The organism is Gordonia sp. QH-12 (assembly GCF_001578675.1).
Lineage (GTDB): Bacteria > Actinomycetota > Actinomycetes > Mycobacteriales > Mycobacteriaceae > Gordonia > Gordonia sihwensis.
Genome location: NZ_KQ969294.1, coordinates 77,912 through 99,391, shown reverse-complemented (window position 1 = coordinate 99,391; position 21,480 = coordinate 77,912). Strand labels below are relative to the sequence as shown.

Genomic DNA, 21,480 nt, shown 5'->3' with positions numbered 1-21,480 from the left:
GCCTGCTACTCGCCGGGAAGCGCGGGTGCCTCGCCGGTGCGCTCGTACTCGGCGAGGATGTCGATACGACGCTGGTGACGCGGTTCCTCCGACCACGCGGTGGAGATGAACGCATCGACGATCGCCAGCGCCTCCTCCTTGGAGTGCATGCGTCCGCCGATGCCGATGAGCTGCGCGTTGTTGTGCTGGCGCGCCAACTGCGCGGTCTCGACGCTCCACGCGAGCGCACAGCGCGCGCCGGGAACCTTGTTCGCGGCGATCTGCTCACCGTTCCCGCTGCCGCCCAAGACGATTCCGAGGCTGCCGGGATCGGCGACCGTGCGCTGCGCGGCCGCGATGCAGAACGCCGGGTAGTCGTCGAGGGCGTCGTACTCGTGCGCACCGCAGTCGACGACATCGTGGCCGCCCGCGGTGAGATGTTCGGAGATCTGGTTCTTGAGTTCGAAGCCCGCGTGGTCGGCACCGAGATAAATCCGCATGGCGTCAGTCTAGGGCCTGCGCGACGGCGGACCGGCACGGGGAGGCCAGTAGATTGGTGGTCGTGGATACCCACGGGCCCATTCCCTCAGTCCCCGGCGTCGACGATCCGCTGATCGTCGAACCGCCCGTCGATCTGCCCGGCCCCGGTGCCGTGTGGCGACCGCCCGCCGCCTACGCGGGCGCGCCGCGGCGTCACCCGTGGGAGATCCCGGTGCTGGTGGTGGGCGTGCTCATGGCGGTAGCGGCGTACGCGGTGGTTGTCGTGCTGGTCGCCGTGGGTGCGGTCTCCGAATGGCTGCTGCTCGCGCTCGCGCTTCCGCTGCTCGTGTTCCTCGGACGCGGTCTGAATTACGCGAACGTGCGGGTCAACGCGGTGCAGCTGAGCCCGACGCAGTTCCCCGACGGCTATCGCATGCTGGTGGAGGCAGCCGCCCGCTACGGAATGGAGTACGTGCCCGACGGATACGTCGTCAACGGCAACGGCGCCATCAACGCCTTCGCCTCGGGGCACGGGTTCCGCCGCTACGTGGTGGTGTACTCGGACCTGTTCGAAGTCGGCGGCCGGGCACGCAGTCCCGAGGCCCTCGAGTTCGTGATCGGCCACGAAGTGGGACACATCGCCGCCGGTCACGTCTCCTACTGGCGACAGCTCTTCAGCAGTCTCATCATGGGGCTCCCCCTACTGGGATCGCTTCTCTCACGTTCGCAGGAGTACACGGCGGACAACTACGGCTACTACACCCGGCCCGACGGCGCGCACGCGGCGATCGGCCTCCTGGCGGGCGGCAAGTACCTGCTCAGTGCCGTCGACTTCGATCAGTTCGCCGACCGCGCGGTCCACGAGAAGGGCTTCTTCGTCACGCTCGCGAACGCGGTGGCGTCGCATCCGGTCCTCACCTGGCGTGCGGCGGCACTGCGCGACCGGACACGCGCCGGTGCGATTCTGCTGCGGCCCAGGCAGTTCGTGCGCGGTTCGGGCAGCGGCAACGTGGTGCCCGTGCCGCCGCCGGCGCCACCGGCCTCGACCGCTCCCGGCAGCCTGCCCAACCAGCTCGAACAGACCCGCACCTACTGAGGCGCGCGAACCGATCAGCCGAACTCGGGATCCTCGGTGCGGGTGCGCTTGAGCTCGAAGAAGTGCGGGTACGAGGCCAACGCCACCGTGCCGTCCCAGACGCGGCCGGCGTCCTCGCCGCGCGGAATCCGCGACAGCACCGGGCCGAAGAAGGCGACGCCGTTGACATGAATGGTGGGAGTCCCGACGTCGTCGCCGACCTTGTCCATGCCCGCGTGGTGACTGACCCGGATCGCGCCGTCGAACTCGGTGGAATCGGCGGCACCGGCGAGGTCGGCCTCCAGACCCGCGGCCTGCAGCGCAGCCGGGATCACGATGTCGTAATCCTTGACGCCCTCATTGTGGAACCGGGTGCCCATCTCGGTGTACAGGCGCGGCAGCACCTGCTCCCCGTGGCGCGCGGCGGCCGCGGCGAGCACTCGAACCGGCGTCCACGCCGTATCGAGCATTGCGCGGTAGCTCTCGGGCACGTCCCGGTTCTCGTTGAGAACCGCCAGGCTCATGATGTGGAAGTTCACGTCGATCGGGCGGACCTTCTCGGCTTCGAGGATCCAGCGGGAGGTGATCCAGCACCACGGGCAGAGCGGATCGAACCAGAAGTCGACGCGGTCGGTGGAGGAAGCGTTCTCAGCCATGCACCCATTCAACCACCGCCGAGGCGGCGGCCGGCGGCGTCGGAGGCCACCCGCCACTACTGTTGACACCGTGAGCGCACCAAATCTGACACGTGACCAGGCGCGGCAGCGCGCCGCCATCCTCTCGGTCCAGAACTACCGGATCGAACTCGACCTCACCGACGGCGCCGGCGCCCCCGGCACCGAGCGATTCGGCTCCACCACGACCGTGACCTTCAGCGCGACTGCAGGCGCCACCACCTTCATCGACCTCGTGGCGCCCAAGCTGGTGTCTGCGACGCTCAACGGCGAAGAACTGGACGTGAGTGCCTTCGACGAGTCCACCGGCCTCGAGCTCCCCGGGCTGGCCGCGGAGAACACTCTCGAGGTGGTCGCCGAATGCGCGTACTCGAACACCGGCGAGGGGCTGCACCGTTTCGTCGACCCGGCCGACGGCAACGTCTACCTCTACTCGCAGTTCGAGACCGCCGACGCCAAGCGGATGTTCGCATGCTTCGACCAGCCCGACCTCAAGGCCTCCTACTCGGTGACGGTCACCGCACCGGGGAACTGGCAGGTGATCTCCAACGGCGCCCCCACCGGTGAGCCCGGCACCGCGGCCGACGGCGCGCTGGTGCACCGGTTCGCGACCACGGAACGGTTCAGCACCTACCTCGTCGCCCTCATCGCCGGACCGTACGCGGTCTGGAACGACGAGTACTCCGACGAGCACGGGACGATCCCCCTGGGCCTCTACTGCCGAGCATCACTCGCCGAGCACATGGACGCCGAGCGCCTCTTCGCCGAGACCAAGCAGGGATTCGGCTTCTACCACCGGGTCTTCGGGGTTCCGTACGCCTTCGGCAAGTACGACCAACTGTTCGTCCCCGAGTTCAACGCCGGCGCCATGGAGAACGCCGGCGCCGTCACCTTCCTCGAGGACTACGTGTTCCGGTCGCGGGTGACCCGTTACCTGTACGAGCGGCGCGCCGAGACGGTGCTCCACGAGATGGCCCACATGTGGTTCGGCGACCTGGTCACGATGCAGTGGTGGGACGACCTCTGGCTCAACGAGTCGTTCGCGACCTTCGCCTCGGTCCTCTCCCAGGTCGAGGCCACCGAGTACACCAACGCGTGGACCACCTTCGCCAACGTCGAGAAATCGTGGGCATACCGGCAGGACCAACTGCCGTCCACCCATCCGATCGCCGCCGACATCCCCGACATCGCCGCGGTGGAGGTCAACTTCGACGGCATCACCTACGCCAAGGGCGCGTCGGTGCTCAAGCAGCTCGTCGCCTACGTGGGGCTGGAACCCTTCCTCACCGGCCTGCGGGAGTACTTCGCCGAGCACCGCTTCGCGAACGCCACTTTCGCCGACCTGCTCGGCTCGCTCGAACGGGCGTCGGGCCGTGACCTGTCGGGCTGGGGTGCGCAGTGGCTCAAGACCACGGGCATCAACGTCATGCGCCCCGAATTCGAGACCGACGCGAACGGTCGCTTCACCTCCTTCGCGGTGCTGCAGGAGGGCGCGGCGCCGGGTGCCGGAGAGACGCGCGTGCACCGCATGCGGATCGGCGTGTACGCCGACGAGGGAGGCAAGCTCGTCCGCAGCCACGTCGTCGAGCTCGACGTGGAGGGTCCGCGCACCGACGTTCCCGACCTGATCGGCGTCGAGCGGGGCCGACTGGTACTGCTCAACGACGACGACCTCACCTATGCGTCGGTACGGCTCGACGCCGACTCGCTGGCCACCGCGACGGCTCGGATCGCCGACATCGCCGACCCGATGCCCCGGACGCTCATCTGGTCGGCCGCGTGGGAGATGACCAGGCAGGCCGAGATGAGCGCACGCGACTTCCTGACGCTCGTCGGCGAAGGCATCGGAGCCGAATCCGAAGTCGGCGTGGTCCAGCGGGTCCTACTGCAGGCGGTCACCGCACTGGAGTCGTACGCCGACCCCGCCTGGGCCGCGCAGACCGGATGGCCCACGTTCGCCGGGCGCCTGCTGACTCTGGCACAGAACGCCGAGAGCGGCTCCGACCATCAGCTCGCCTTCGTCAACGCGCTGCTGGGCGGCGTCACCCGCGACGACCAGCAGCCGCTGCTGCGCGCGCTCCTCGACGGCGACGAGCCGGCCGATCACGGACTGCCGGGCCTCGTCGTCGACGACGAACTCCGCTGGAAGCTGGTGAAAGCCCTCGCGACCCACGGCATCGTGGGCGACGACGTGATCGACGCGGAGGCCCGCAGGGACAACACCGCGGCCGGTGCACGGCACGCCGAGGCGGCGCGCGCGGCGCGACCCGACGCCGAGGCCAAGGCGACCGCGTGGACGCGTGCCTTCGACGACGACGGCATCGCCAACGTCACCGTGCGGTCGATCGTCGAGGGTCTGGTGCGTCCCGGCCAGTCGGCATTGCTGTCCGACTACACGCAGCGCTACTTCGACGATGTCGCGGCGCTGTGGGACCGGCGCACGAGCGAGGTGGCGCAGACGGTCGTGATCGGTCTCTACCCGTCCTGGGACATCACCGACGCGGCGCTGCAGAAGGCCGACGCCTTCCTGGCCGGTGACCATCCGCCCGCCCTGGCGCGTCTGATCGCCGAAGGCCGGGACTCCACCGCCCGCGCACTGCGCGCCCGGGACCGCGACCGCCGCTCGTCCGAGTAGCGCGCCCGCGGGCATCAGCCCAGCGAAACGAGACAGGCCCCGCCGTTCGGCGGGGCCTGTGTCGGTGAGTCGGATTCAGGGACGGTCGACAGCCGTGGCCATCACGCGCAGCGCGGAGACCAGTCCGTCGATCAGGTCGCCCCGCTTGAACGACGACAGCGCGGCCGAGACGCCGAGCTCCGCGACGCGGTCGTTGACCCGGCCCGCGACCAGCGCACCGGACACGACGGCGACGTCCTTCGAGTTCGGCGACACCGCAATGAGCGCGCCGTGGGCGGGCTCGGGCGCCTGAGCGAGGATCTCGCGGGCGCCGGCGACCGGGTCGGATCCCAACTCGCCGATGTAGACCGAGAAGCGCACGAGGGCGACCTCGCTGGCCTGGCTGAGAGCGTCGTCGAGCATGATCAACTCGTCGCGGGTGAAGGGCGGGGTGCCGAAGCCGTCGCCCGGGAACAGCGCGGCCGAGATGCGGCCGCTGCTGGTGACGACGGTGCCGAGCGGAAGACCGTTCGACGGCGCGACCGCCGTGCTCTGCTGAGTCACATCACCACTTGCCACTTGCCGAACCTCCCTCGACATCACCCGGCTCGAAGTGCCGGCTCAGGGCCATCGGCTCGATGTCGGTCGCGCTGAACAGAGTGGGACCGTTCTCCCACGGCTGATCGAGCGTGTACTCGGTGACCTTCGGCCGCTTCATTCCAAAAGAGAACACCATCGAGACCACACACAGCGCCACTGCGATCACACACAGCACCACGACGGTCATTCCGACGGGGACAAGAAGTTGATCCACACCCCACCCTTTCGACTAGCGCTCGGAGCTAAGCGCGGAGACCTGCCGTGTGCAGATCGTCTGGTTCAATTTATCGCACCGCGTGCGGCGCTGTCGCCGGAGGGCCTACACAGTGTCGTAGATGCCACGGGGGCGATAGTGGACAATGGTGAGCGTGAGCACGTTCTACGAGGAAGCCGGCGGTCACGAGACGTTCCGCCGGATCACCGCACGCTTCTATGAGGAGGTCGCGGCCGATGAGATCCTCCGGCCGATGTACCCGGAGGAGGACCTCGGCCCGGCCGAGCGACGTCTGCGAATGTTCTTGGAGCAGTACTGGGGCGGGCCGCACACCTACAGCGAGGAGCGCGGCCACCCGCGATTGCGAATGCGTCACGTCCCCTACAAGATCGGCCCCATCGAACGGGACGCGTGGTTACGGTGCATGAACATCGCCATCGAGTCGATCGAATCGGACGTTCTGGACGATGAGCATCGCCGGGCTCTGACCGACTACGTCACCATGGCGGCCGACACGCTCGTCAACAGCCCGTTCTGACCCACCGCGCGGGTATGAACGATTCAGTGAAGGCAGGAGAGGGAACAGAAGACGGTGAGTGAGCAGAGCATGGCGAACGTCCCCGCGACCGACGACGCCCAGTGGTGGCGGTCGGCCGTCGTCTACCAGGTGTATCCCCGATCGTTCTCGGATCTCAGCGGCGACGGCGTCGGCGACCTCGCCGGGCTGATCGACAAGCTGGGATATCTCGAACTGCTCGGCGTGGACGCGATCTGGCTCTCGCCGATCATGCGCTCACCGATGGCCGACCACGGATACGACGTCTCCGACCCCCGCGCGATCGATCCCCTCTTCGGCGACCTGGACACCTTCGACGAGCTCATTCGCCAGGCCCACGACCGCGACATCCGGGTGACGATGGATCTCGTCCCCAACCACACCAGCGACCAGCATCCGTGGTTCTCCGGCGCGCTGGGAGCGGCCCCGGGCAGCCCCGAGCGCGAGCGCTACATCTTCGCCGACGGACGCGGCGATGACGGCGAGCTGCCGCCGAACAACTGGACCAGCGTCTTCGGAGGTCCGGCGTGGACGCGGATCGTGGAGCCCGACGGCCGCCCCGGCCAGTGGTATCTGCACCTGTTCGCTCCCGAGCAGCCCGATCTGAACTGGAACAACCCGGAGGTCCTCGCCGACCTGCAGACGACCATGCGCTTCTGGCTCGACCGCGGCATCGACGGCTTCCGCATCGACGTCGCGCACGGCATGGCCAAGCCCGACGGCCTGCCCGACCTGGAGCACCCGGCCGAGGTGCTGCTGCACTCCGACGACGATCCGCGGTTCAACAACGAGGCCGTCCACGACATCCACCGCGCGATCCGGTCGGTGATGGACGAATACCCCGGAACCTTCAACGTCGGCGAGGTGTGGGTCCGCTCCAACGAAGCCTTCTCACGGTACGTCCGGCCGGACGAACTGCATCTGGGCTTCAACTTCCGGCTGGCCACCGCCGGATTCGACGCCGATGAGATCAAGGAGGCGATCACCGAGTCGCTGGCCGCCACCGCCTCGGTCGGCGCGGTGCCGACGTGGACCCTCTCGAACCACGATGTGCCGCGCGAGGTGACGCGCTACCAGCCCACCGGTGAGGCGGCCGACGGGCGCACGCCCGACGACCTCCTCGCCATCGGCACCATCCGAGCGCGGGCGATGATCATGGTGGAGCTGGCGCTGCCGGGCACCGTCTTCATCTACAACGGTGCCGAACTCGGTCTGCCCAACGTCGATCTGCCCGACGACGCACTCGTCGACCCGGTCTGGGAGAACTCCGGTCACACCGACCGCGGTCGCGACGGCTGTCGGGTTCCGCTGCCGTGGGAGGGCACCGAGCCGCCCTTCGGATTCAGCAGCCGGTCGGACACCTGGCTGCCGATCCCCGCCGACTGGGCGGCACTGACCGTGGAGTCTCAGCTCGAGGACATCTACTCGATGCTGTCTCTGTACCGGCAGGCGATCGAACTGCGCTACGCACGTCCGGAGTTCTCCGGTGACACCGTGCAGTGGTACGGCGCCCCCGAGGGCTGCCTTGCCTTCCGCCGGCCCGGCGGCCTCATCTGTGCGCTCAACGCCTCCGATCGCCCGGTACCGCTTCCGCCCGGACAGATCCTCCTGGTCAGTACCCCGCTGGAGGGCGGTCTGCTGCTCCCCGGCGCCGCCGCCTGGCTGGTGTAAGGTCCGGGCCGGGGATCACGGTCAGCCGTTCGCTCCGGTTCGGAGGTTCCGCAGGGCCCGTTTGACGACCTTTCCGTTGGCATTCTTGGGAAGCTCGTCGAGAAATGTGACGGACTTGGGCTTCTTGAAGGACGCCAAGTGCGCACGGGTGTGAGCGATGAGCTGCGGTTCGGTGACGTCGGCGCCCGGGCCGGTCACGACGAACGCGCATACGTTCTCGCCCCATTCGGGGTCGGGGACGCCGACCACTGCGGCCTCGTAGACAGCCGGATGAGCGAGCAGGACCTCTTCCACTTCGCGGGGATAGATGTTGGAGCCACCGCTGATGATGACGTCTTTGGACCGGTCGGTGAGGTAGAGGAACCCGTTCTCATCGAAGTGCCCGACATCTCCGGTGCGCAGCCACCCGTCGCTGATGGCGGCCGCGGTCGCGTTCGGATCTGACCAGTACCCCGCCATGACGACATCGCCGCGGACTTGGATCTCTCCGGTTGTACCTGCAGGCGAGTCGGCACCGTCGTCGTTCACCACCCGCACCTCGACGCCGGTGAACGGCTGGCCGCAGGATCTGCGCCGAGGATCGGCGCTGTCGTGGGGAACCTCGTCCGGTTTCATCACGGCTATCGTCATGGGGCACTCGCCCTGTCCGTACATCTGGGTGATGATGGGACCGAACGTATCGAGCGCGTCCTGCAGATCTTCTTGATACAGCGCGGCTCCGCCGATGACCAGGCTGCGCAGGTGCGGAACCGCCGGTGCCGAACCCCCTCGGACCTCGTCGGTGAGACGACGCAGCATGGTGGGCGCGAGGAACGCTCCGTGGGTGACCCGGTCGGACTGGGCGAGGGCGAGATAGTCGGCTGGATCGAAGCTGCCGGCCGACGAGTACTCCACCGACGACCCCGGCGGGACTGCGTCGTTGACCAGCGGACCGGCGGCGTCACGCCACATCTCGTATGCGATCTCCTTGGTGATCTCACCGTCTCGGAGTTCGAAACAGTGCACCAGCCGCAGGCTGATCCGAGTGCCGATGGGGAACGGCAGATTGGGCATCTCGTCACCGATCACGGTCACGTCGGCAATCGCGTCATCGAACACGAACTGCTCCGTGCCGAAGCGTCGCAACGTGGTGAGCGAATGGAATTGCAGCGTGCGAAAGATCTTCATGTAGGCGCTGCGCACCTCGGCGGCATCGGTGTAAACGAGGCCGCGGTTCGGGGCTTCCCAGGAGATATCGGACGCGTAGAGGGCGATCGCCTTGTCGACGTCGTCGGGGTTCTCATTGTGGAAGTGCTCTTGGACCACCGCGAGGTTACGGGCGATGATCTCGTCGCGGGGCAGTTCTGCGTCCGGGCGCATGGTCGTCATGAGTGAGGGTCATTACAGTAGATCGGGAGCGGTTATCTGGTGAGCCACGGGTAGCGGGCGGAGTCGGCGTCGGCGTGGCTGGTGCCTTCGACGACGACCCTGTCGCCGTCGACGATGTAGTTGAAGTAGGCGGAGTGGTGTTCGATCGACGAGATGAATCCGCCGAGTTCGCCGAGGAACTCCTCGATCTTCTCGACGCCTCGAACCATGCCGTACTTGGGGAAGCAGAACAGAGCGTCGTCGGCGAAGAGTTCGATGACGTCGCCACCGGTATCGACGCGTTTGAGGAACTCCAGAGCGACTGACTTACGCTGTTCGTCGGTCATGGTGCCGGTCGTGATGGTCATTGGAAGCCTCCTTCATCAGATGGAGCGGAGTCAGACTCGGGACAGGACGGCGTCGATCGCTTCACGCAGCGCGCTGAGCGGGTCGTCTGCCATGCCGTGGCTCCGCCAGGCGATGTGACGGTCGGGCCGGACCAGCAGGCAGCCGCCGTCGGAGATCTCGCGGGCTCGCGCCCAGTCGCCGTATACGTCGTCGAAGGCGAGACGGTAACCGATGGGGGCACTCGCGATCTCGACGCCCACCTCCGCACCGATCTTCTCGGCAGCCGCGACCCACGCCTCGCCGCCGATTCCGGTGATCACTGTGAATCTGCCGTGACCGACGGCATCGAGTGTCGAGATCTGTTCGCCGTTCCGCTCGATCCAGACATGCGGCAGATATGCGCCTGGATGAGTGGTCGGTTGATAGTAGAGCTCGGGATCGCGAGTGTGAGCCGGGAACGGGGTCCCGTCGCCGACCACCGCCGTCGAGGTGTACCGATGGCCGAGTTCGACACCGTGCGCGTGGAAATGGTAGGCGTTTTCGTCGATGCAGTCTTCAAGCGCCTTGCGCCGCTTGCGTCCGTCATCGGTGTCGGCGACGAATTCGTCGATCGCCGCCCACCCTTCCTCGTCGGTCTGGCCCGGCCGGATGCCGAGGATCGACGGGACCCGCCCGACGATGTCTGCACTCTTCAAGGCGCGGTCCACCACCTGCCTGCCTACCGAATGACGCTCCTGGTGGTAGCTCTCGAGCAGAGATGGTCCGGCCTGCCCCTTGACGACCGCGGCGAGCTTCCAAGCGAGGTTGTACGCGTCTTGAATGGAGGTGTTGGACCCCAACCCGTTCGCCGGTGGGTGGCGGTGTGCGGCGTCGCCGGCCAGAAACACCCGCCCCCGCTGGTACTCGGAGGCGAGTACGTGATTGACCTGCCAGGTCGAGACGTTCTTGATCGTGACCGGAATGCTGTCGTCACCGATGGCCTTGTAGATGCGAGGCAGCATGGCTTCCTCGCTGGTGTCGATCTCTTCGGTGTCCGGGTCGTACATGAACACCAGCACCCACTCGTTCCACGGCCGCACGGTGATGAAGACTCCGGAGCCGAGCCAGAAGTCCTTGCCGGGCTGTGCGGTCCAGAACAGCACGCCCGGCCGGTGAGCGCGGTACTTGGACAGATCGGCTTCGAGCCAGATGTTGACCGCGTAGCCGAGCCCTGTTTCTCCCTCGAGTGAGAATCCCAACTGCTCGGCGACCGTCGAGCGACCGCCGTCGGCGCCGATCGCGTACTTCGCCCGCACCTGATAGGTCTCACCGGTGTGGCTGTATCGAACGGTCGCGGTGACCCCGTCGGCGTCCTGCGAGATCTCGGTCAGTTCCGTGGAGAACCGGATGTCGGCCCCGCGGTCGAGCGCACCCTGCAAGATCAAGGGCTCGAACAGGTGCTGGGGCATGTTGCATATGGCCGACGGGCTTCCCGCCTCGTAATCCGCTTTACGGTCGACCTTCGTCCCCCAGGTCTTCACCCGGGCGATCTCCTTGCCCGCCATGCTGGTGGCCCACACGTTGTCGGCCATCAACTCGTTGGGGACGGAGACGCTGCGCACCTGATCCTCGATCCCGAGGTCGCGCATGACCTCCATGGTGCGCTAGTTCGTGATGTGTGCCCTCGGCGTGTTGGCGGTACGCGGGTACTTGGTGACCGTGACGGCATCGACGCCGTGCATCGCCAGGAACGCCGCAGCTGTCAGTCCGGAGGGCCCGGCACCCACGACGAGCACATCGGTCTCGACGACGCTCATGGCTTATCTCCTTCTCGTCAGTCGCGGGGTGCGACGAGGCGATTGCTCATCTGACCCAGCCCCTCGATGCTGGTAGTCAGCACCTCGCCGGCGGCGAGGTAGCGTTGCGGATCCGCGGCGAGGCCGGCTCCGGCCGGGGTCCCGGTGAAGATCAGGTCGCCCGGGTAGAGCGTGACGACCTCGGAGAGCTGTGCGATCAGTTCGGGTACGGAGAAGATCAGGTCGGAGGTCGAGCTCTTCTGGACCTCTTCTCCGTCGATCGCGCAAGCGATCTCCAGATCGTCCGGATTCTCCAGTTCGTCCGGAGTGACCACCCAGGGCCCGATCGGGCCGAAGCCGGGATGCGATTTGGCGAGACTGAACTGCGGTGCGGGTCCGGCGAGCTGACGGGATCGCTCCGAGATGTCCTGGCCGTTGGTCAGTCCCACGACGTGGTCCCACGCGTTCTCCACATGCACTCCGCGTGCTTCCCGACCGATCACCACCACCAGCTCCGCTTCCCAGTCGACGTTCCCGTCGACGAGGGCGATGTCCCCGAAGGGTCCGGTCAGAGATGAGGCGAATTTGGTGAACACCGACGCCCTGGCCGGGATTTCGAATCCTGACTCGGCGGCGTGTTCCCGATAGTTGAGCGCAATGGCGAAGATCTGCCGCGGCCTCGACACCGGCGGTCCGAGCAACGTCTCGTCGAAACTCTGCGGCGTCAATGCAGCTGCCCGCGCCCACTCGCGGAACTCATCCCAGCGTGCGAGCACAGACTCCGGATCCGGCCCGAAACGCCCTTCGCTGTCGCGGGCGATGTCGGCCGCCCCGTCTTCGGTCACCAGTACCGCTCGTCCTGCAAGATTCGCCAGCTTCATCGTCATCCTCCTCTTCCAGAGTGACGGGCGCCACTCTGCGGTGTGCGTTTCAGCATGCGCCACAACTTTCCATCCGTCAAGAGAAAGTAGAAAGTTATACGGAAGTTCCTTTCCTGCTAGGGTCGAAGCATGGCGCGATCCACGTATGGGACCCGCGCGGACGACACGTTCGCGACGATGAGAGCCGACATTCTGGCCGGCAGGTTGACACCCGGCGAGAAACTGAAGTTCCCGGAACTGAGCACCAGATACGGCGTCGGCGTAGGGGTGCTTCGCGAAGCTCTGACCCGCTTGGTCGAACAGGACCTCGTCCGGTCTCAACCGCACCAGGGGTTTCAGGTGACCCCGCTGTCCGCAGAGGACCTGATCGAACTCACAACGGCGCGCGTGGCGATCGAGTGCCTGGTGTTCCGCATGTCACTGGCTGAAGGCGACACTCCGTGGGAGTCGGATCTGGTCGCGAAGCACCACACACTCGAGAGGACTCCGCAGTACGACCGGGACGATCCAGAACGCGTGGGCGACGCGTGGTCGCGGGCGCACGCCGATTTCCATCATGCGCTGTTGGCCGGCTGCCGAAACTCCAGACTGCTGGGGATCGCGACATCGTTGCGTGATTCCGCAGAGCTCTACCGCTCGTGGTCCCAGCAGCACTTCAGGCACCCGGACCGTGACGTGATCGCAGAACACCGTGAACTCATGGAACTCGCACTCGCGCGAGATGCCGATGCCGCGGTCGAGGCGTTGGCGCGGCATATCAGCCACACCACCGACATTCTTCTCGGCACCGACCACCGGCAGGAATCGATGTCGGCCGGAAACGTGGGCAGCGGCGTGTCCGCCTAGCTGCGCACGGCCAGATTCAGCACCGAGCGCCGTTGGTAGACCGAGCCGAAGCGCGCGTCCACCCGCACCCAGCTGGACGAGAGACGGACCCGCACCGGCTCGTCCGGCGCGATCGCGTCGATCGGTGAGTCGGCAGTGATCTCGCGGCCGGCGGCGTCGCGGACGAAGCCCATCGCGGTGAGGGCGAAGACCGCACGCATCGACACCTTCGCCCGAGCGCCCGACCCGCTCGGCCCGCTCACCTCGATCACCGTCTGATCCAGCAACGACGACGCCGGGCCGAGCGCGCCGGATTCCGTGCGGGCCACGTCGGCGCCCCTGCGGGCGAGTGACACCAGCTCGCGCGCCGGGACGTCGTCGAGGTGGTCGAAGCCGTCCGACGGGGGCAGCGCGCCCTGCCAGGCTCCGGGCAGTGCGAAGCCGAGCGGGAGCGGACCGTCGCCGCCCACCGCCGCCGACATCGCGCCGACGTCGGCGACCACGTCGGCCGGAGTCACCGAACCGAACACCGAGCGGGTCGCGAGGATGTCGAAGCCGGTGCGCACCCACAACCCGACGCGCCCGTCCGGCCGCTGCTGAACCCGCAGCACGCCGGAGTCGTCCACCCGGCGAGCCCGTTCCAGGAATGCCGCCAGATCGGTTCGGTCGGCCGGCCCGTGCGGGACCAGCACCCGCTCCCCCGCCGCCGCGTCGGTCACCTGTTCACCGGCTCGCGGAGGAAGCTCTGCAGATACGCCTTCTCGTCGGCGGTCATGCGCCGGGGCCGCTGCGTGTCGATGTCGAAGGAGACCAGCTGAGTGGTGGCGACCACCGACGGACGGGACTCGGGATCGGCTCCGTACGGCCGGACCTCGTAGCCCACCGTGAAGTCGACCGCACGCAGTCGCTCCACGAACATGGTGACGCGGATCGGCGACTCGTCGTGGCGGATCTGTCCCTGGTACTTGACGTGCAGGTCGGCGACGAGACAGCCCTTGCGCATCAGCGCGGTGGGCTTGTCATCGTAGAAGAGCCAGGGGATCCGCGCCTCCTCGAGCAGGGTCACCATGCGCGCGTGGTTGATGTGCGCGAATACGTCCATATCCGACCACCGCACCGGGACCGACACCTCGTACCCCCGGTCGGTCCGACAACCGTTATCCGCGAAAAGCCTTCGCTTGTCGACGTTCTCGTCTACGGCGAGGGATTCTTGATCTGCCATGCGCTGTGTGCCTCCTAGCCGACCACACTACGCAACGAGCGCACCGCCACCGACAGGGTGGCGAGGTCCCACCGGCCGGTGGCGGCCAGATCGGCGAGTGTCGACTCGGTCCGCGCGATCATCGCCGACCTCGCCTGCGACCAGTCCGAGATCTTCTGGGCGGCCGGCTCCTCGGGCTCGGACATCGTCAGGATCGCACGCGTCAGCGAGCGCAGCACCGCGAACACCTCGTCGCGCAACGACAACCGTGCCAGCTGGGTCCACCGGTCGGCGTGCCCGAGTTCGGCGATCTGGGAGACCAGCTCGTCGATCCCGAACCGCTCGACCACCGCGAACAGCAGCTCGCCCACCTCGTCGGGCGAGCGGTCGGAGATCTCGGCGATGTCGAGCACGTCGAGCAGTTGCAGCCGGTAGGGACTGATCGCCACCGCCTGCGCCAGTGCGGGCCGGACGCCGCTGTCGGCGAGGGCCGCGGCCCGTTCCCGCACCGAGCGCTCGGCCGTACCGGTGAGCCATTCGTCCAGGCGTCCTCCCAGATCCGCGACCTGCGCGTACCGGGTGGTCTCGGCGGCGATCGCGAGCGGTTGCGGACGGTGCGCGAGAAACCAGCGCGACCCCGCCGCGAGCAGGTTGCGGATCCGGCGGGTCGCGTCGTCGACCGTCGTGGCGGAGACCTGCTCGGTCCTCAGTTCCTCCAGCAGCGCGGCGGCACCGAACACCCGCATCGCCACCACCGTCGCACGCGTCGCATCCTCGACTTCGGTTCCGGAGGTCTCCCCCAGCGCGTACAGGTGTGTCATGCCTCCGTCGGCGACGATCCTGTTGACCAGCACCGTGGTGACGATCTCCCGCCGGAGACGGTGAGTCCGGATTCCCGCGGCGAACCTGGCGCGCAGGGGTTCGGGGAAGTAGCCCGACGCCAGCGCGTCGAACATGTCGTTGTCCGGCAGACCCGACTCCAGCAGCCTGCTCTTGGCGTCGAGCTTCACATGGGCCATCATCGTCGCCAGCTCGGGGCTGGTGAGTCCGCGCTGGAGATCGCCCGCGCGGCGTCTGCGCAGTTGCTCCGGAGTCGGGAGGGCCTCGAGTTCCAGATCGACGCCGGTCGACGCGAGGTGGGCGAGCATCCGCGCGTGCAGTTCCACGTCCTCTCCCGCGGTGTCGCGCGCGAGACCGAGTTCGGCGTTCTGGTCGATGTTGTCCGCGAGGACCAGTTCGGCGACGTCGTCGGTCATCGACAACAGCAGGTCGTTGCGGTCGTCGGCGTCCAGCACGCCCGCCGAGATCTGCGAGCCCAACAGCACCTTGATGTTGACCTCGCGGTCGGAGCAGTCGACACCCGCCGAGTTGTCCAGGGCGTCGCTGTTGATGCGCACTCCCGCCAGATCGGCCTCGATCCGGCCGCGCTGGGTGACGCCGAGATTGCCTCCCTCGCCGACCACCCGGACCCGGAGCTGCCCGCCGGTGACCCGGATCGGGTCGTTGGCCTTGTCTCCCACTTCCGCGTCGGCCTCGTCCGACGCCTTCACGTACGTCCCGATGCCGCCGTTGAACAGCAGGTCGACCGGCGCGAGGAGCACTGCGCGGATCAGGTCGGGCGGCGACATCCTCTCCACGGCGTCGTCGAGCCCGAGGGCGTCCCGCATCTGCGGTGTGACGTCGATCGACTTCTGTTCGCGTGACCACACGCCGCCGCCTGCGGAGATCAGGCTGCGGTCGTAGTCGTCCCAGGTCGACCGCGGCAGTGCGAAGAGTCTGGCCCGCTCGGCGTAGGAGGTCGCGGCCACGGGATCCGGGTCGATGAAGATGTGCCGGTGGTCGAAGGCAGCCACCAGCCGGATGTGCCGCGAGAGCAGCATGCCGTTGCCGAAGACGTCACCGCTCATGTCGCCGATGCCGACCACGGTGAAGTCCTGGGTCTGCGTGTCGACTCCCATTTCGCGGAAGTGTCTCTTGACCGACTCCCACGCTCCACGGGCCGTGATGCCCATGGCCTTGTGGTCGTAGCCGACCGAGCCGCCCGATGCGAACGCGTCGGCGAGCCAGAAACCGTAGTGGTCGGCGACCTCGTTCGCGATGTCGGAGAAGCTGGCCGTGCCCTTGTCTGCGGCGACCACCAGGTACGGATCGTCGCCGTCGCGCCGGAGGACGCGCGCCGGCGGCCGCACCCGGCCGGTGGCCGGATCGAGGTTGTCGGTGATCTGCAGCAGGGCCGCGATGAACGCCCGGTAGCACGCGATTCCCTCCTCCCGCAGTGCCGATTGATCGACGGCCGCGTCGCCGGTCGCCACCGGGGGGTGACGGAGGACGAAACCGCCCTTGGCGCCGACCGGCACGATCACCGCGTTCTTGACCGCCTGCGCCTTCACCAGCCCCAGGATCTCGGTGCGGAAGTCCTCACGACGGTCCGACCAGCGGAGTCCCCCGCGCGCCACATCGCCGAACCGCAGATGCACCCCCTCCACCCTGGGTGAGTACACGTAGATCTCGAACTTCGGCCTCGGCTGCGGGGCCTGCGGGATCGCGCCGGTGTCGAGCTTCATCGCGATCGTCGGTCCGATGCTGGCCGCCGGGTCGCCGGAGTCTGCGTAGAAGTTGGTCCGCAGGGTGGCCTCGACCGCCGATGCGAGCGCGCTCACCACTCGGTCCGCGTCCAAGCTGAGGATCTCCGCGATGCGCGCGCGCAGATCCTCGAGCGCACGGTCGCGCCGTCCGGGTTCCGCGCCGTCCGGATCGAAACTGGCCTCGAACAACTCCACGAGCCCGTTGGTGACACCGCGATGGTTGCCGAGGACCGCGGCCACGTGGGTCATCGCGAATCCGACGCCGCACTGATTGAGGTAGCGGGCATACGCGCGGATCATCGCCACCGTCCGGGACGTCAGCCCCGCGCGCAGCACCAACTCGCCGAGCGCATCCACCTCCGTGACGCCGAGCCACATGTCGGAGAACGCCTCGGCGATCCGCGCGTCCACGTCGCCGGCCTCGGCGACGTCGACGTGCGGCGCGGGCCGGACCGTGAAGTCGTAGACGGCCACCTGCACCCCGTCCGGGCGGTCCACCACGTGCGGATGCTCGTCGAGGACGGTCAGGCCCAGGCTCTGGAGCATCGGGAGGATCTGCGTCAACGCGGCACGCTGGTCGGCGAGGTAGAGGACGAACCGCCAGGCCTCCGGATCGGTCCGGTCGAGTCTGACGTGCAGTCCGCCGGGGGCCAGGCCCGCCGCGATCGGCAGGTCGACGGCCGCATCCTGCGGATCCCGCTCGTCCCGGTAGCGTTCGCTGACGGTGCCGAGCAGCCGGGCGACCTCCGGGTCGGCCTCCCGCACCGCGCGCACCCGGTCCGGCCACGAGCGGACCGCCTCGTTCAACCGGTCGAGCAGGCGGTCGTCGACCCGGTGCCGCGCCTCGGGATCGGTGCGCATCAGCACCTGCAGCTGGGCCAGCGGCGAGTGCGAGAGGCGGGTCAGGAACTCAGTACGGCTGCCGCCGAGGTCCTCCTCGAGCAACGTGACAACCCTCGACCGCACCGCGGTCGAGTAGGTCTCGCGGGGAATGAAGATGAGCACACTCGCGAAACCGCGAGCGGGACCGGTCCTGGCGTAGAACCGCGGATTACGCGAGGTCTGGGCCTCGAGGAGTTCGCCGATCCGGCGGGTGAGCTCGGCACTGTCGCCGGCCATCAGGTCCGCGAGCGGATACGTCTGCAGCAGTTCCAGCGCCGCCAGTCCGCTGTAGGAGTCCTCGCTCAGACCCAGTCCACGCAGGACATCGGCCACCCGGCCGCGGACTCCGGGCACCGACCGCACCGACTGGTACAGGCCGATCGAGGTGATGGTGCCGACCACCTGGTGCTCGACGCCGTCCAGTCGGACGCGCACCATGATCGGAAAGCGGCTGCGGAGCAGACCGGTCGGCAGATACACCTGGTCGACGCCGACCGGCTCCTCGCCCGCCACCGGCTCCGGCCGGTCGGTGTCCGGATCGCGCCACACCCCGAGGCCGTTCTCCGCGTGCCCGCCGGCGGTGCGGGCGCCCACGGGCAGGAAGTTGTCGCGGGTGGCGAACCAGCTCAGCAGGTCCGCGTCCTCGTCGTCCGCGCTCAACGCGTCCGCGAAGCTCAGCAGCCGTCGATGGATCTGGGCGGCGTCGGCGTGCACCGCCTGTGCCCGGGTGAGTGCCGCGCCGACGTCGGCGCACAGTTCGTCACCGTCGACGCCGGACGCGGGGGCTGTGGTGACGCTGATCCACGACTCGGCTCCCGCCTCGTCGCCGCCGACCACGACCACATCGTCGAGGCCGACGATCCGCCCCTGGTCATCGCGGCGGACGGCGAGCACCGGATGGTCGTTCGCGACGATCGTCAGACCACGGCTGTCCAGCACCGCCAGCGTCGATTCGACGAGCAGCGGGGCGTCGTCGGCGACGATCTGAATCTGGATCGATCCGTCCGGCAGATCGGTGGTCGCGACCGCGGTCTCCCCCGGCTCACGGACCTCGCCGAGGCGCAGATGACGCTCGAGGCGGTCCCAGGCCGACGACGCGACGGCGGCGCCGTCGGAGAAATCGGGAAAATAGTAGGCCGCGAACTCCGTAGCGAATGGGACGGTCACTCTGATCTGCCTCCCTAGTGGACCAAGGCAGAGCGCAACACGAGCCGACCGGCGGCCGGGGATCCACCTTGCTAGCGTCGTACGGCTCGTACGTTACCGCGCCGTGGCGCCGCGTGTTCGGATCCCGCGCGAGAGCGACAGAGCCGATCCGGACGTTCCGGATCGGCTCTGTTCGGGTTCGGTGCCGCGGTTCGGCGGCGGACCGTTCAGTCGCGAGTGAGGCGACGGTGCGTCACGCGATGCGGGCGGGCCGCGTCGGCACCGAGACGCTCCACCTTGTTGGCCTCGTAGGCTTCGAAGTTGCCCTCGAACCAGAACCACTGGCCCTCGGAGACGTTGCCCTCCCACGCCAGGATGTGGGTACAGGTCCGGTCCAGGAACCAGCGGTCGTGGGAGATCACGACGGCGCAGCCGGGGAACTCCTGCAGCGCGTTCTCCAGCGAGCTGAGAGTCTCGACGTCGAGGTCGTTGGTCGGCTCGTCCAGCAGGATCAGGTTGCCGCCCTCTTTCAGGGTCAGCGCCAGGTTCAGCCGGTTGCGCTCACCGCCCGAGAGGACCTCGGACGGCTTCTGCTGATCGGCGCCCTTGAAGCCGAAGGCGCTGACGTAGGCGCGCGAAGGCATCTCGTTCTGGCCCACCTCGATGTAGTCGAGACCGTCGGAGACCACCTCCCACACCGTCTTCTTCGGATCGATGTTCGAGCGACCCTGATCGACGTAGCTGAGCTTGACGGTCTCGCCGACCTTCACCTCGCCCGAGTCCGGCTGCTCCAGCCCGACGATCGTCTTGAACAGGGTCGTCTTGCCGACGCCGTTGGGGCCGATCACGCCGACGATGCCGTTGCGGGGCAGAGTGAACGAGAGGTCCTTGATCAGCACGCGACCGTCGAAGCCCTTGTCCAGGTGACTCACCTCGACCACCACGTTGCCCAGCCGCGGCGGGGTCGGGATCTGGATCTCCTCGAAGTCGAGCTTGCGGTGCTTCTCGGCTTCGGCCGCCATCTCCTCGTAGCGGGCCAGGCGGGCCTTGTTCTTGGTCTGGCGGGCCTTGGCGCCCGAGCGGACCCACGCGAGCTCCTCTTTGAGGCGCTTCTGCAGCTTCTGGTCCTTCTTGCCCTGGACCTCGAGGCGCTCGGCCTTCTTCTCCAGGTAGGCCGAGTAGTTGCCCTCGTAGCCGTGCAGCTTGCCGCGGTCCACCTCGCAGATCCACTGAGCGACGTGGTCGAGGAAGTAGCGGTCGTGCGTCACGGCGAGCACGGCGCCCGGGTAGTTCGCCAGGAACTGCTCCAGCCACAGCACGCTCTCTGCGTCGAGGTGGTTGGTCGGCTCGTCGAGGAGCAGCAGGTCGGGCTTCTGGAGCAGGAGCTTGCAGAGCGCCACCCGTCGGCGTTCACCGCCCGAGAGGTTCGTGACCGGAGAGTCCGGCGGCGGGCACCGCAGGGCGTCCATCGCCTGCTCCAGCTGCGAGTCGAGGTCCCAGGCGTCGGCGTTGTCGAGCTCCTCCTGGAGCTTGCCCATCTCCTCCATCAGCTCGTCGGAGTAATCGGTGGCCAGGAGCTCGGCGATCTCGTTGAAGCGGTCGAGCTTCACCTTGATCTCGCCCATGCCCTCCTCGACGTTCTCCTTGACCGTCTTCTCCTCGTTGAGAGGCGGCTCCTGCAGGAGGATGCCGACGGTGGCCTCCGGATCGAGGAAGGCCTCGCCGTTGCTGGGCTGGTCGAGCCCGGCCATGATCTTCAGGATCGACGACTTGCCCGCGCCGTTGGGACCGACGACACCGATCTTGGCTCCGGGGTAGAAGCTCATGGTGACGTCGTCGAGGATCACCTTGTCGCCGTGCGCCTTGCGCACCTTCTTCATCGTGTAAATGAACTCACCGGCCACCGGTTACAGCTCCTGCCTGCAGCCTTCGCTGCGACGAAATGATTGCTCTGAAAATGACTGCTCTTCGGACATGCTGGCCGAACGCCTCTGCGCCGGCGCATGGTTCTGTGGTCCATCCTATCGGTCCCGGCGCGGGCCGATTCCGGACGGCCGCGGTACCCGGCCGCCGCGGCGATGCGTGCCCCGGGCCGTGGGTCGAATACGTGACACACGGCTGCGCACCTGACGATCCACAGTGTGGTGTGTCACACTGGGAACCGCCCTGCGGGGCCACCCGTTACCTGTGGGTAACCGCTACGACGACGAGGGGATCTGTCCACGATGCGACTCCGGTTGAAGATCTGGCACCGGCGACGACGCTATGCGATCCGTCAGCAACCGGTCCTCAACCGCTTCTACCGCATCGGCGTCGGCTTCGTCGGCACACTTCTGGTGCTCGCCGGCCTGGTGATGATCCCCTTGCCGATCCCGGGCCCCGGCTGGGTGACCTTCTTCCTCGGCCTCGGCGTCCTGTCCACCGAGTTCGAATGGGCGCACCGCGTGACCTCGTTCATGCGCAGACTGCTCCACAAGGCGGGCGAGATGACCGCCGACGTGGCACACGCCGCGCGCACGTGGACCGCCGGACACCTCGACTACCACTCGGGCCTGGTGTATTTCCGCAGCTGGATCGAGCATCAGCGTGCGCTTCAGCTCGGCCAACTCCAACTCGCGATCGCATAG

Annotated in this window: 17 protein-coding genes and 1 pseudogene; 6 read left to right on the top strand and 12 right to left on the bottom strand. The window is 67.7% G+C overall.

Annotation, left to right across the window (positions count from 1 at the left end; translation table 11 throughout):
* Positions 1-5: 5 nt before the first annotated feature.
* Positions 6-479: a ribose-5-phosphate isomerase gene (locus Y710_RS12710; RefSeq protein ID WP_006896628.1), complete on the bottom strand. Its 474-nt coding sequence runs from the start codon at positions 477-479 to the stop codon at positions 6-8.
* 53 nt (positions 480-532) lie between these two features.
* Here Y710_RS12710 and Y710_RS12705 point away from each other — a divergent pair, with 53 nt between their 5' ends.
* Entirely contained in the window at positions 533-1,555 is a 1,023-nt protein-coding gene (locus Y710_RS12705; protein WP_062367608.1) for a M48 family metallopeptidase, read from the top strand.
* A gap of 14 nt (positions 1,556-1,569) precedes the next feature.
* Here Y710_RS12705 and Y710_RS12700 read toward each other — a convergent pair whose 3' ends face one another.
* On the bottom strand, positions 1,570-2,190 hold the full coding sequence (locus Y710_RS12700; protein ID WP_006896626.1) for a mycothiol-dependent nitroreductase Rv2466c family protein: 621 nt from the start codon (positions 2,188-2,190) through the stop codon (positions 1,570-1,572).
* A 70-nt stretch (positions 2,191-2,260) separates the two neighbouring features.
* Between Y710_RS12700 and pepN the strand changes: the two genes are divergently transcribed.
* A complete protein-coding gene (pepN, locus tag Y710_RS12695; RefSeq protein WP_062367607.1) occupies positions 2,261-4,843 on the top strand; it encodes an aminopeptidase N in 2,583 nt (860 codons plus the stop codon).
* A 75-nt stretch (positions 4,844-4,918) separates the two neighbouring features.
* Here pepN and Y710_RS12690 read toward each other — a convergent pair whose 3' ends face one another.
* Positions 4,919-5,386: a DUF5130 domain-containing protein gene (locus tag Y710_RS12690; protein WP_006896624.1), complete on the bottom strand. Its 468-nt coding sequence runs from the start codon at positions 5,384-5,386 to the stop codon at positions 4,919-4,921.
* A 1-nt stretch (position 5,387) separates the two neighbouring features.
* Positions 5,388-5,636 (bottom strand): aa3-type cytochrome oxidase subunit CtaJ, encoded by a 249-nt coding sequence (locus Y710_RS12685; protein WP_006896623.1) that lies wholly within the window; start codon positions 5,634-5,636, stop codon positions 5,388-5,390.
* 145 nt (positions 5,637-5,781) lie between these two features.
* Here Y710_RS12685 and Y710_RS12680 point away from each other — a divergent pair, with 145 nt between their 5' ends.
* Both Y710_RS12680 and Y710_RS12675 read left to right on the top strand, forming a co-directional pair.
* Entirely contained in the window at positions 5,782-6,174 is a 393-nt protein-coding gene (locus Y710_RS12680; protein ID WP_006896622.1) for a globin, read from the top strand.
* Positions 6,175-6,243: 69 nt separating this feature from the next.
* Positions 6,244-7,863, top strand: coding sequence for a glycoside hydrolase family 13 protein (locus tag Y710_RS12675; protein WP_039867539.1), 1,620 nt, complete (start codon positions 6,244-6,246; stop codon positions 7,861-7,863).
* Positions 7,864-7,884: 21 nt separating this feature from the next.
* Here Y710_RS12675 and Y710_RS18525 read toward each other — a convergent pair whose 3' ends face one another.
* The 4 genes and pseudogenes from Y710_RS18525 to Y710_RS12655 all read right to left on the bottom strand — a co-directional run bounded on the left by Y710_RS18525 (position 7,885) and on the right by Y710_RS12655 (position 12,214).
* Complete coding sequence (locus Y710_RS18525; RefSeq protein WP_082781312.1) at positions 7,885-9,231, bottom strand: AMP-binding enzyme; 1,347 nt, start codon at positions 9,229-9,231, stop codon at positions 7,885-7,887.
* 32 nt (positions 9,232-9,263) lie between these two features.
* Positions 9,264-9,578 (bottom strand): nuclear transport factor 2 family protein, encoded by a 315-nt coding sequence (locus Y710_RS12665; protein ID WP_062367606.1) that lies wholly within the window; start codon positions 9,576-9,578, stop codon positions 9,264-9,266.
* A 30-nt stretch (positions 9,579-9,608) separates the two neighbouring features.
* Positions 9,609-11,354, bottom strand: a pseudogene (locus Y710_RS19295) (FAD-dependent monooxygenase).
* Between the two features lie 17 nt (positions 11,355-11,371).
* Positions 11,372-12,214 (bottom strand): fumarylacetoacetate hydrolase family protein, encoded by an 843-nt coding sequence (locus Y710_RS12655; protein WP_062367623.1) that lies wholly within the window; start codon positions 12,212-12,214, stop codon positions 11,372-11,374.
* Positions 12,215-12,343: 129 nt separating this feature from the next.
* Between Y710_RS12655 and Y710_RS12650 the strand changes: the two genes are divergently transcribed.
* Positions 12,344-13,060: a GntR family transcriptional regulator gene (locus Y710_RS12650; protein ID WP_062367605.1), complete on the top strand. Its 717-nt coding sequence runs from the start codon at positions 12,344-12,346 to the stop codon at positions 13,058-13,060.
* Here the strand turns inward: Y710_RS12650 and Y710_RS12645 are convergent.
* The 4 genes from Y710_RS12645 to ettA form a co-directional block, all read right to left on the bottom strand.
* Positions 13,057-13,758 carry a DUF8185 domain-containing protein gene (locus Y710_RS12645; RefSeq protein ID WP_062367604.1) on the bottom strand — a complete coding sequence of 234 codons (702 nt, stop codon included), beginning with the start codon at positions 13,756-13,758 and terminating at the stop codon, positions 13,057-13,059. The genes Y710_RS12650 and Y710_RS12645 overlap by 4 nt on opposite strands.
* A complete protein-coding gene (locus Y710_RS12640) occupies positions 13,755-14,261 on the bottom strand; it encodes an acyl-CoA thioesterase (protein ID WP_006896613.1) in 507 nt (168 codons plus the stop codon). The genes Y710_RS12645 and Y710_RS12640 overlap by 4 nt, the downstream gene beginning before the upstream one ends.
* Positions 14,262-14,275: 14 nt before the next feature.
* Positions 14,276-18,874 carry an NAD-glutamate dehydrogenase gene (locus Y710_RS12635; RefSeq protein ID WP_062367603.1) on the bottom strand — a complete coding sequence of 1,533 codons (4,599 nt, stop codon included), beginning with the start codon at positions 18,872-18,874 and terminating at the stop codon, positions 14,276-14,278.
* Between the two features lie 206 nt (positions 18,875-19,080).
* A complete protein-coding gene (gene ettA / locus Y710_RS12630; RefSeq protein WP_006896611.1) occupies positions 19,081-20,757 on the bottom strand; it encodes an energy-dependent translational throttle protein EttA in 1,677 nt (558 codons plus the stop codon).
* A 321-nt stretch (positions 20,758-21,078) separates the two neighbouring features.
* On the opposite strand from ettA, the gene Y710_RS12625 reads away from it, so the two are divergent.
* Positions 21,079-21,480 (top strand): TIGR02611 family protein, encoded by a 402-nt coding sequence (locus Y710_RS12625; RefSeq protein WP_006896610.1) that lies wholly within the window; start codon positions 21,079-21,081, stop codon positions 21,478-21,480.

Coding starts and splice junctions, on each gene's coding strand:
- Y710_RS12710 (WP_006896628.1), bottom strand. CDS start 479: ATGCGGATTTATCTCGGTGCCGACCACGCGGGCTTCGAACTCAAGAAC.
- Y710_RS12650 (WP_062367605.1), top strand. CDS start 12,344: ATGGCGCGATCCACGTATGGGACCCGCGCGGACGACACGTTCGCGACG.
- Y710_RS12675 (WP_039867539.1), top strand. CDS start 6,244: ATGGCGAACGTCCCCGCGACCGACGACGCCCAGTGGTGGCGGTCGGCC.
- Y710_RS12625 (WP_006896610.1), top strand. CDS start 21,079: ATGCGACTCCGGTTGAAGATCTGGCACCGGCGACGACGCTATGCGATC.
- Y710_RS12680 (WP_006896622.1), top strand. CDS start 5,782: ATGGTGAGCGTGAGCACGTTCTACGAGGAAGCCGGCGGTCACGAGACG.
- Y710_RS12700 (WP_006896626.1), bottom strand. CDS start 2,190: ATGGCTGAGAACGCTTCCTCCACCGACCGCGTCGACTTCTGGTTCGAT.
- Y710_RS18525 (WP_082781312.1), bottom strand. CDS start 9,231: ATGACGACCATGCGCCCGGACGCAGAACTGCCCCGCGACGAGATCATC.
- Y710_RS12665 (WP_062367606.1), bottom strand. CDS start 9,578: ATGACCATCACGACCGGCACCATGACCGACGAACAGCGTAAGTCAGTC.
- Y710_RS12655 (WP_062367623.1), bottom strand. CDS start 12,214: ATGAAGCTGGCGAATCTTGCAGGACGAGCGGTACTGGTGACCGAAGAC.
- Y710_RS12640 (WP_006896613.1), bottom strand. CDS start 14,261: ATGGCAGATCAAGAATCCCTCGCCGTAGACGAGAACGTCGACAAGCGA.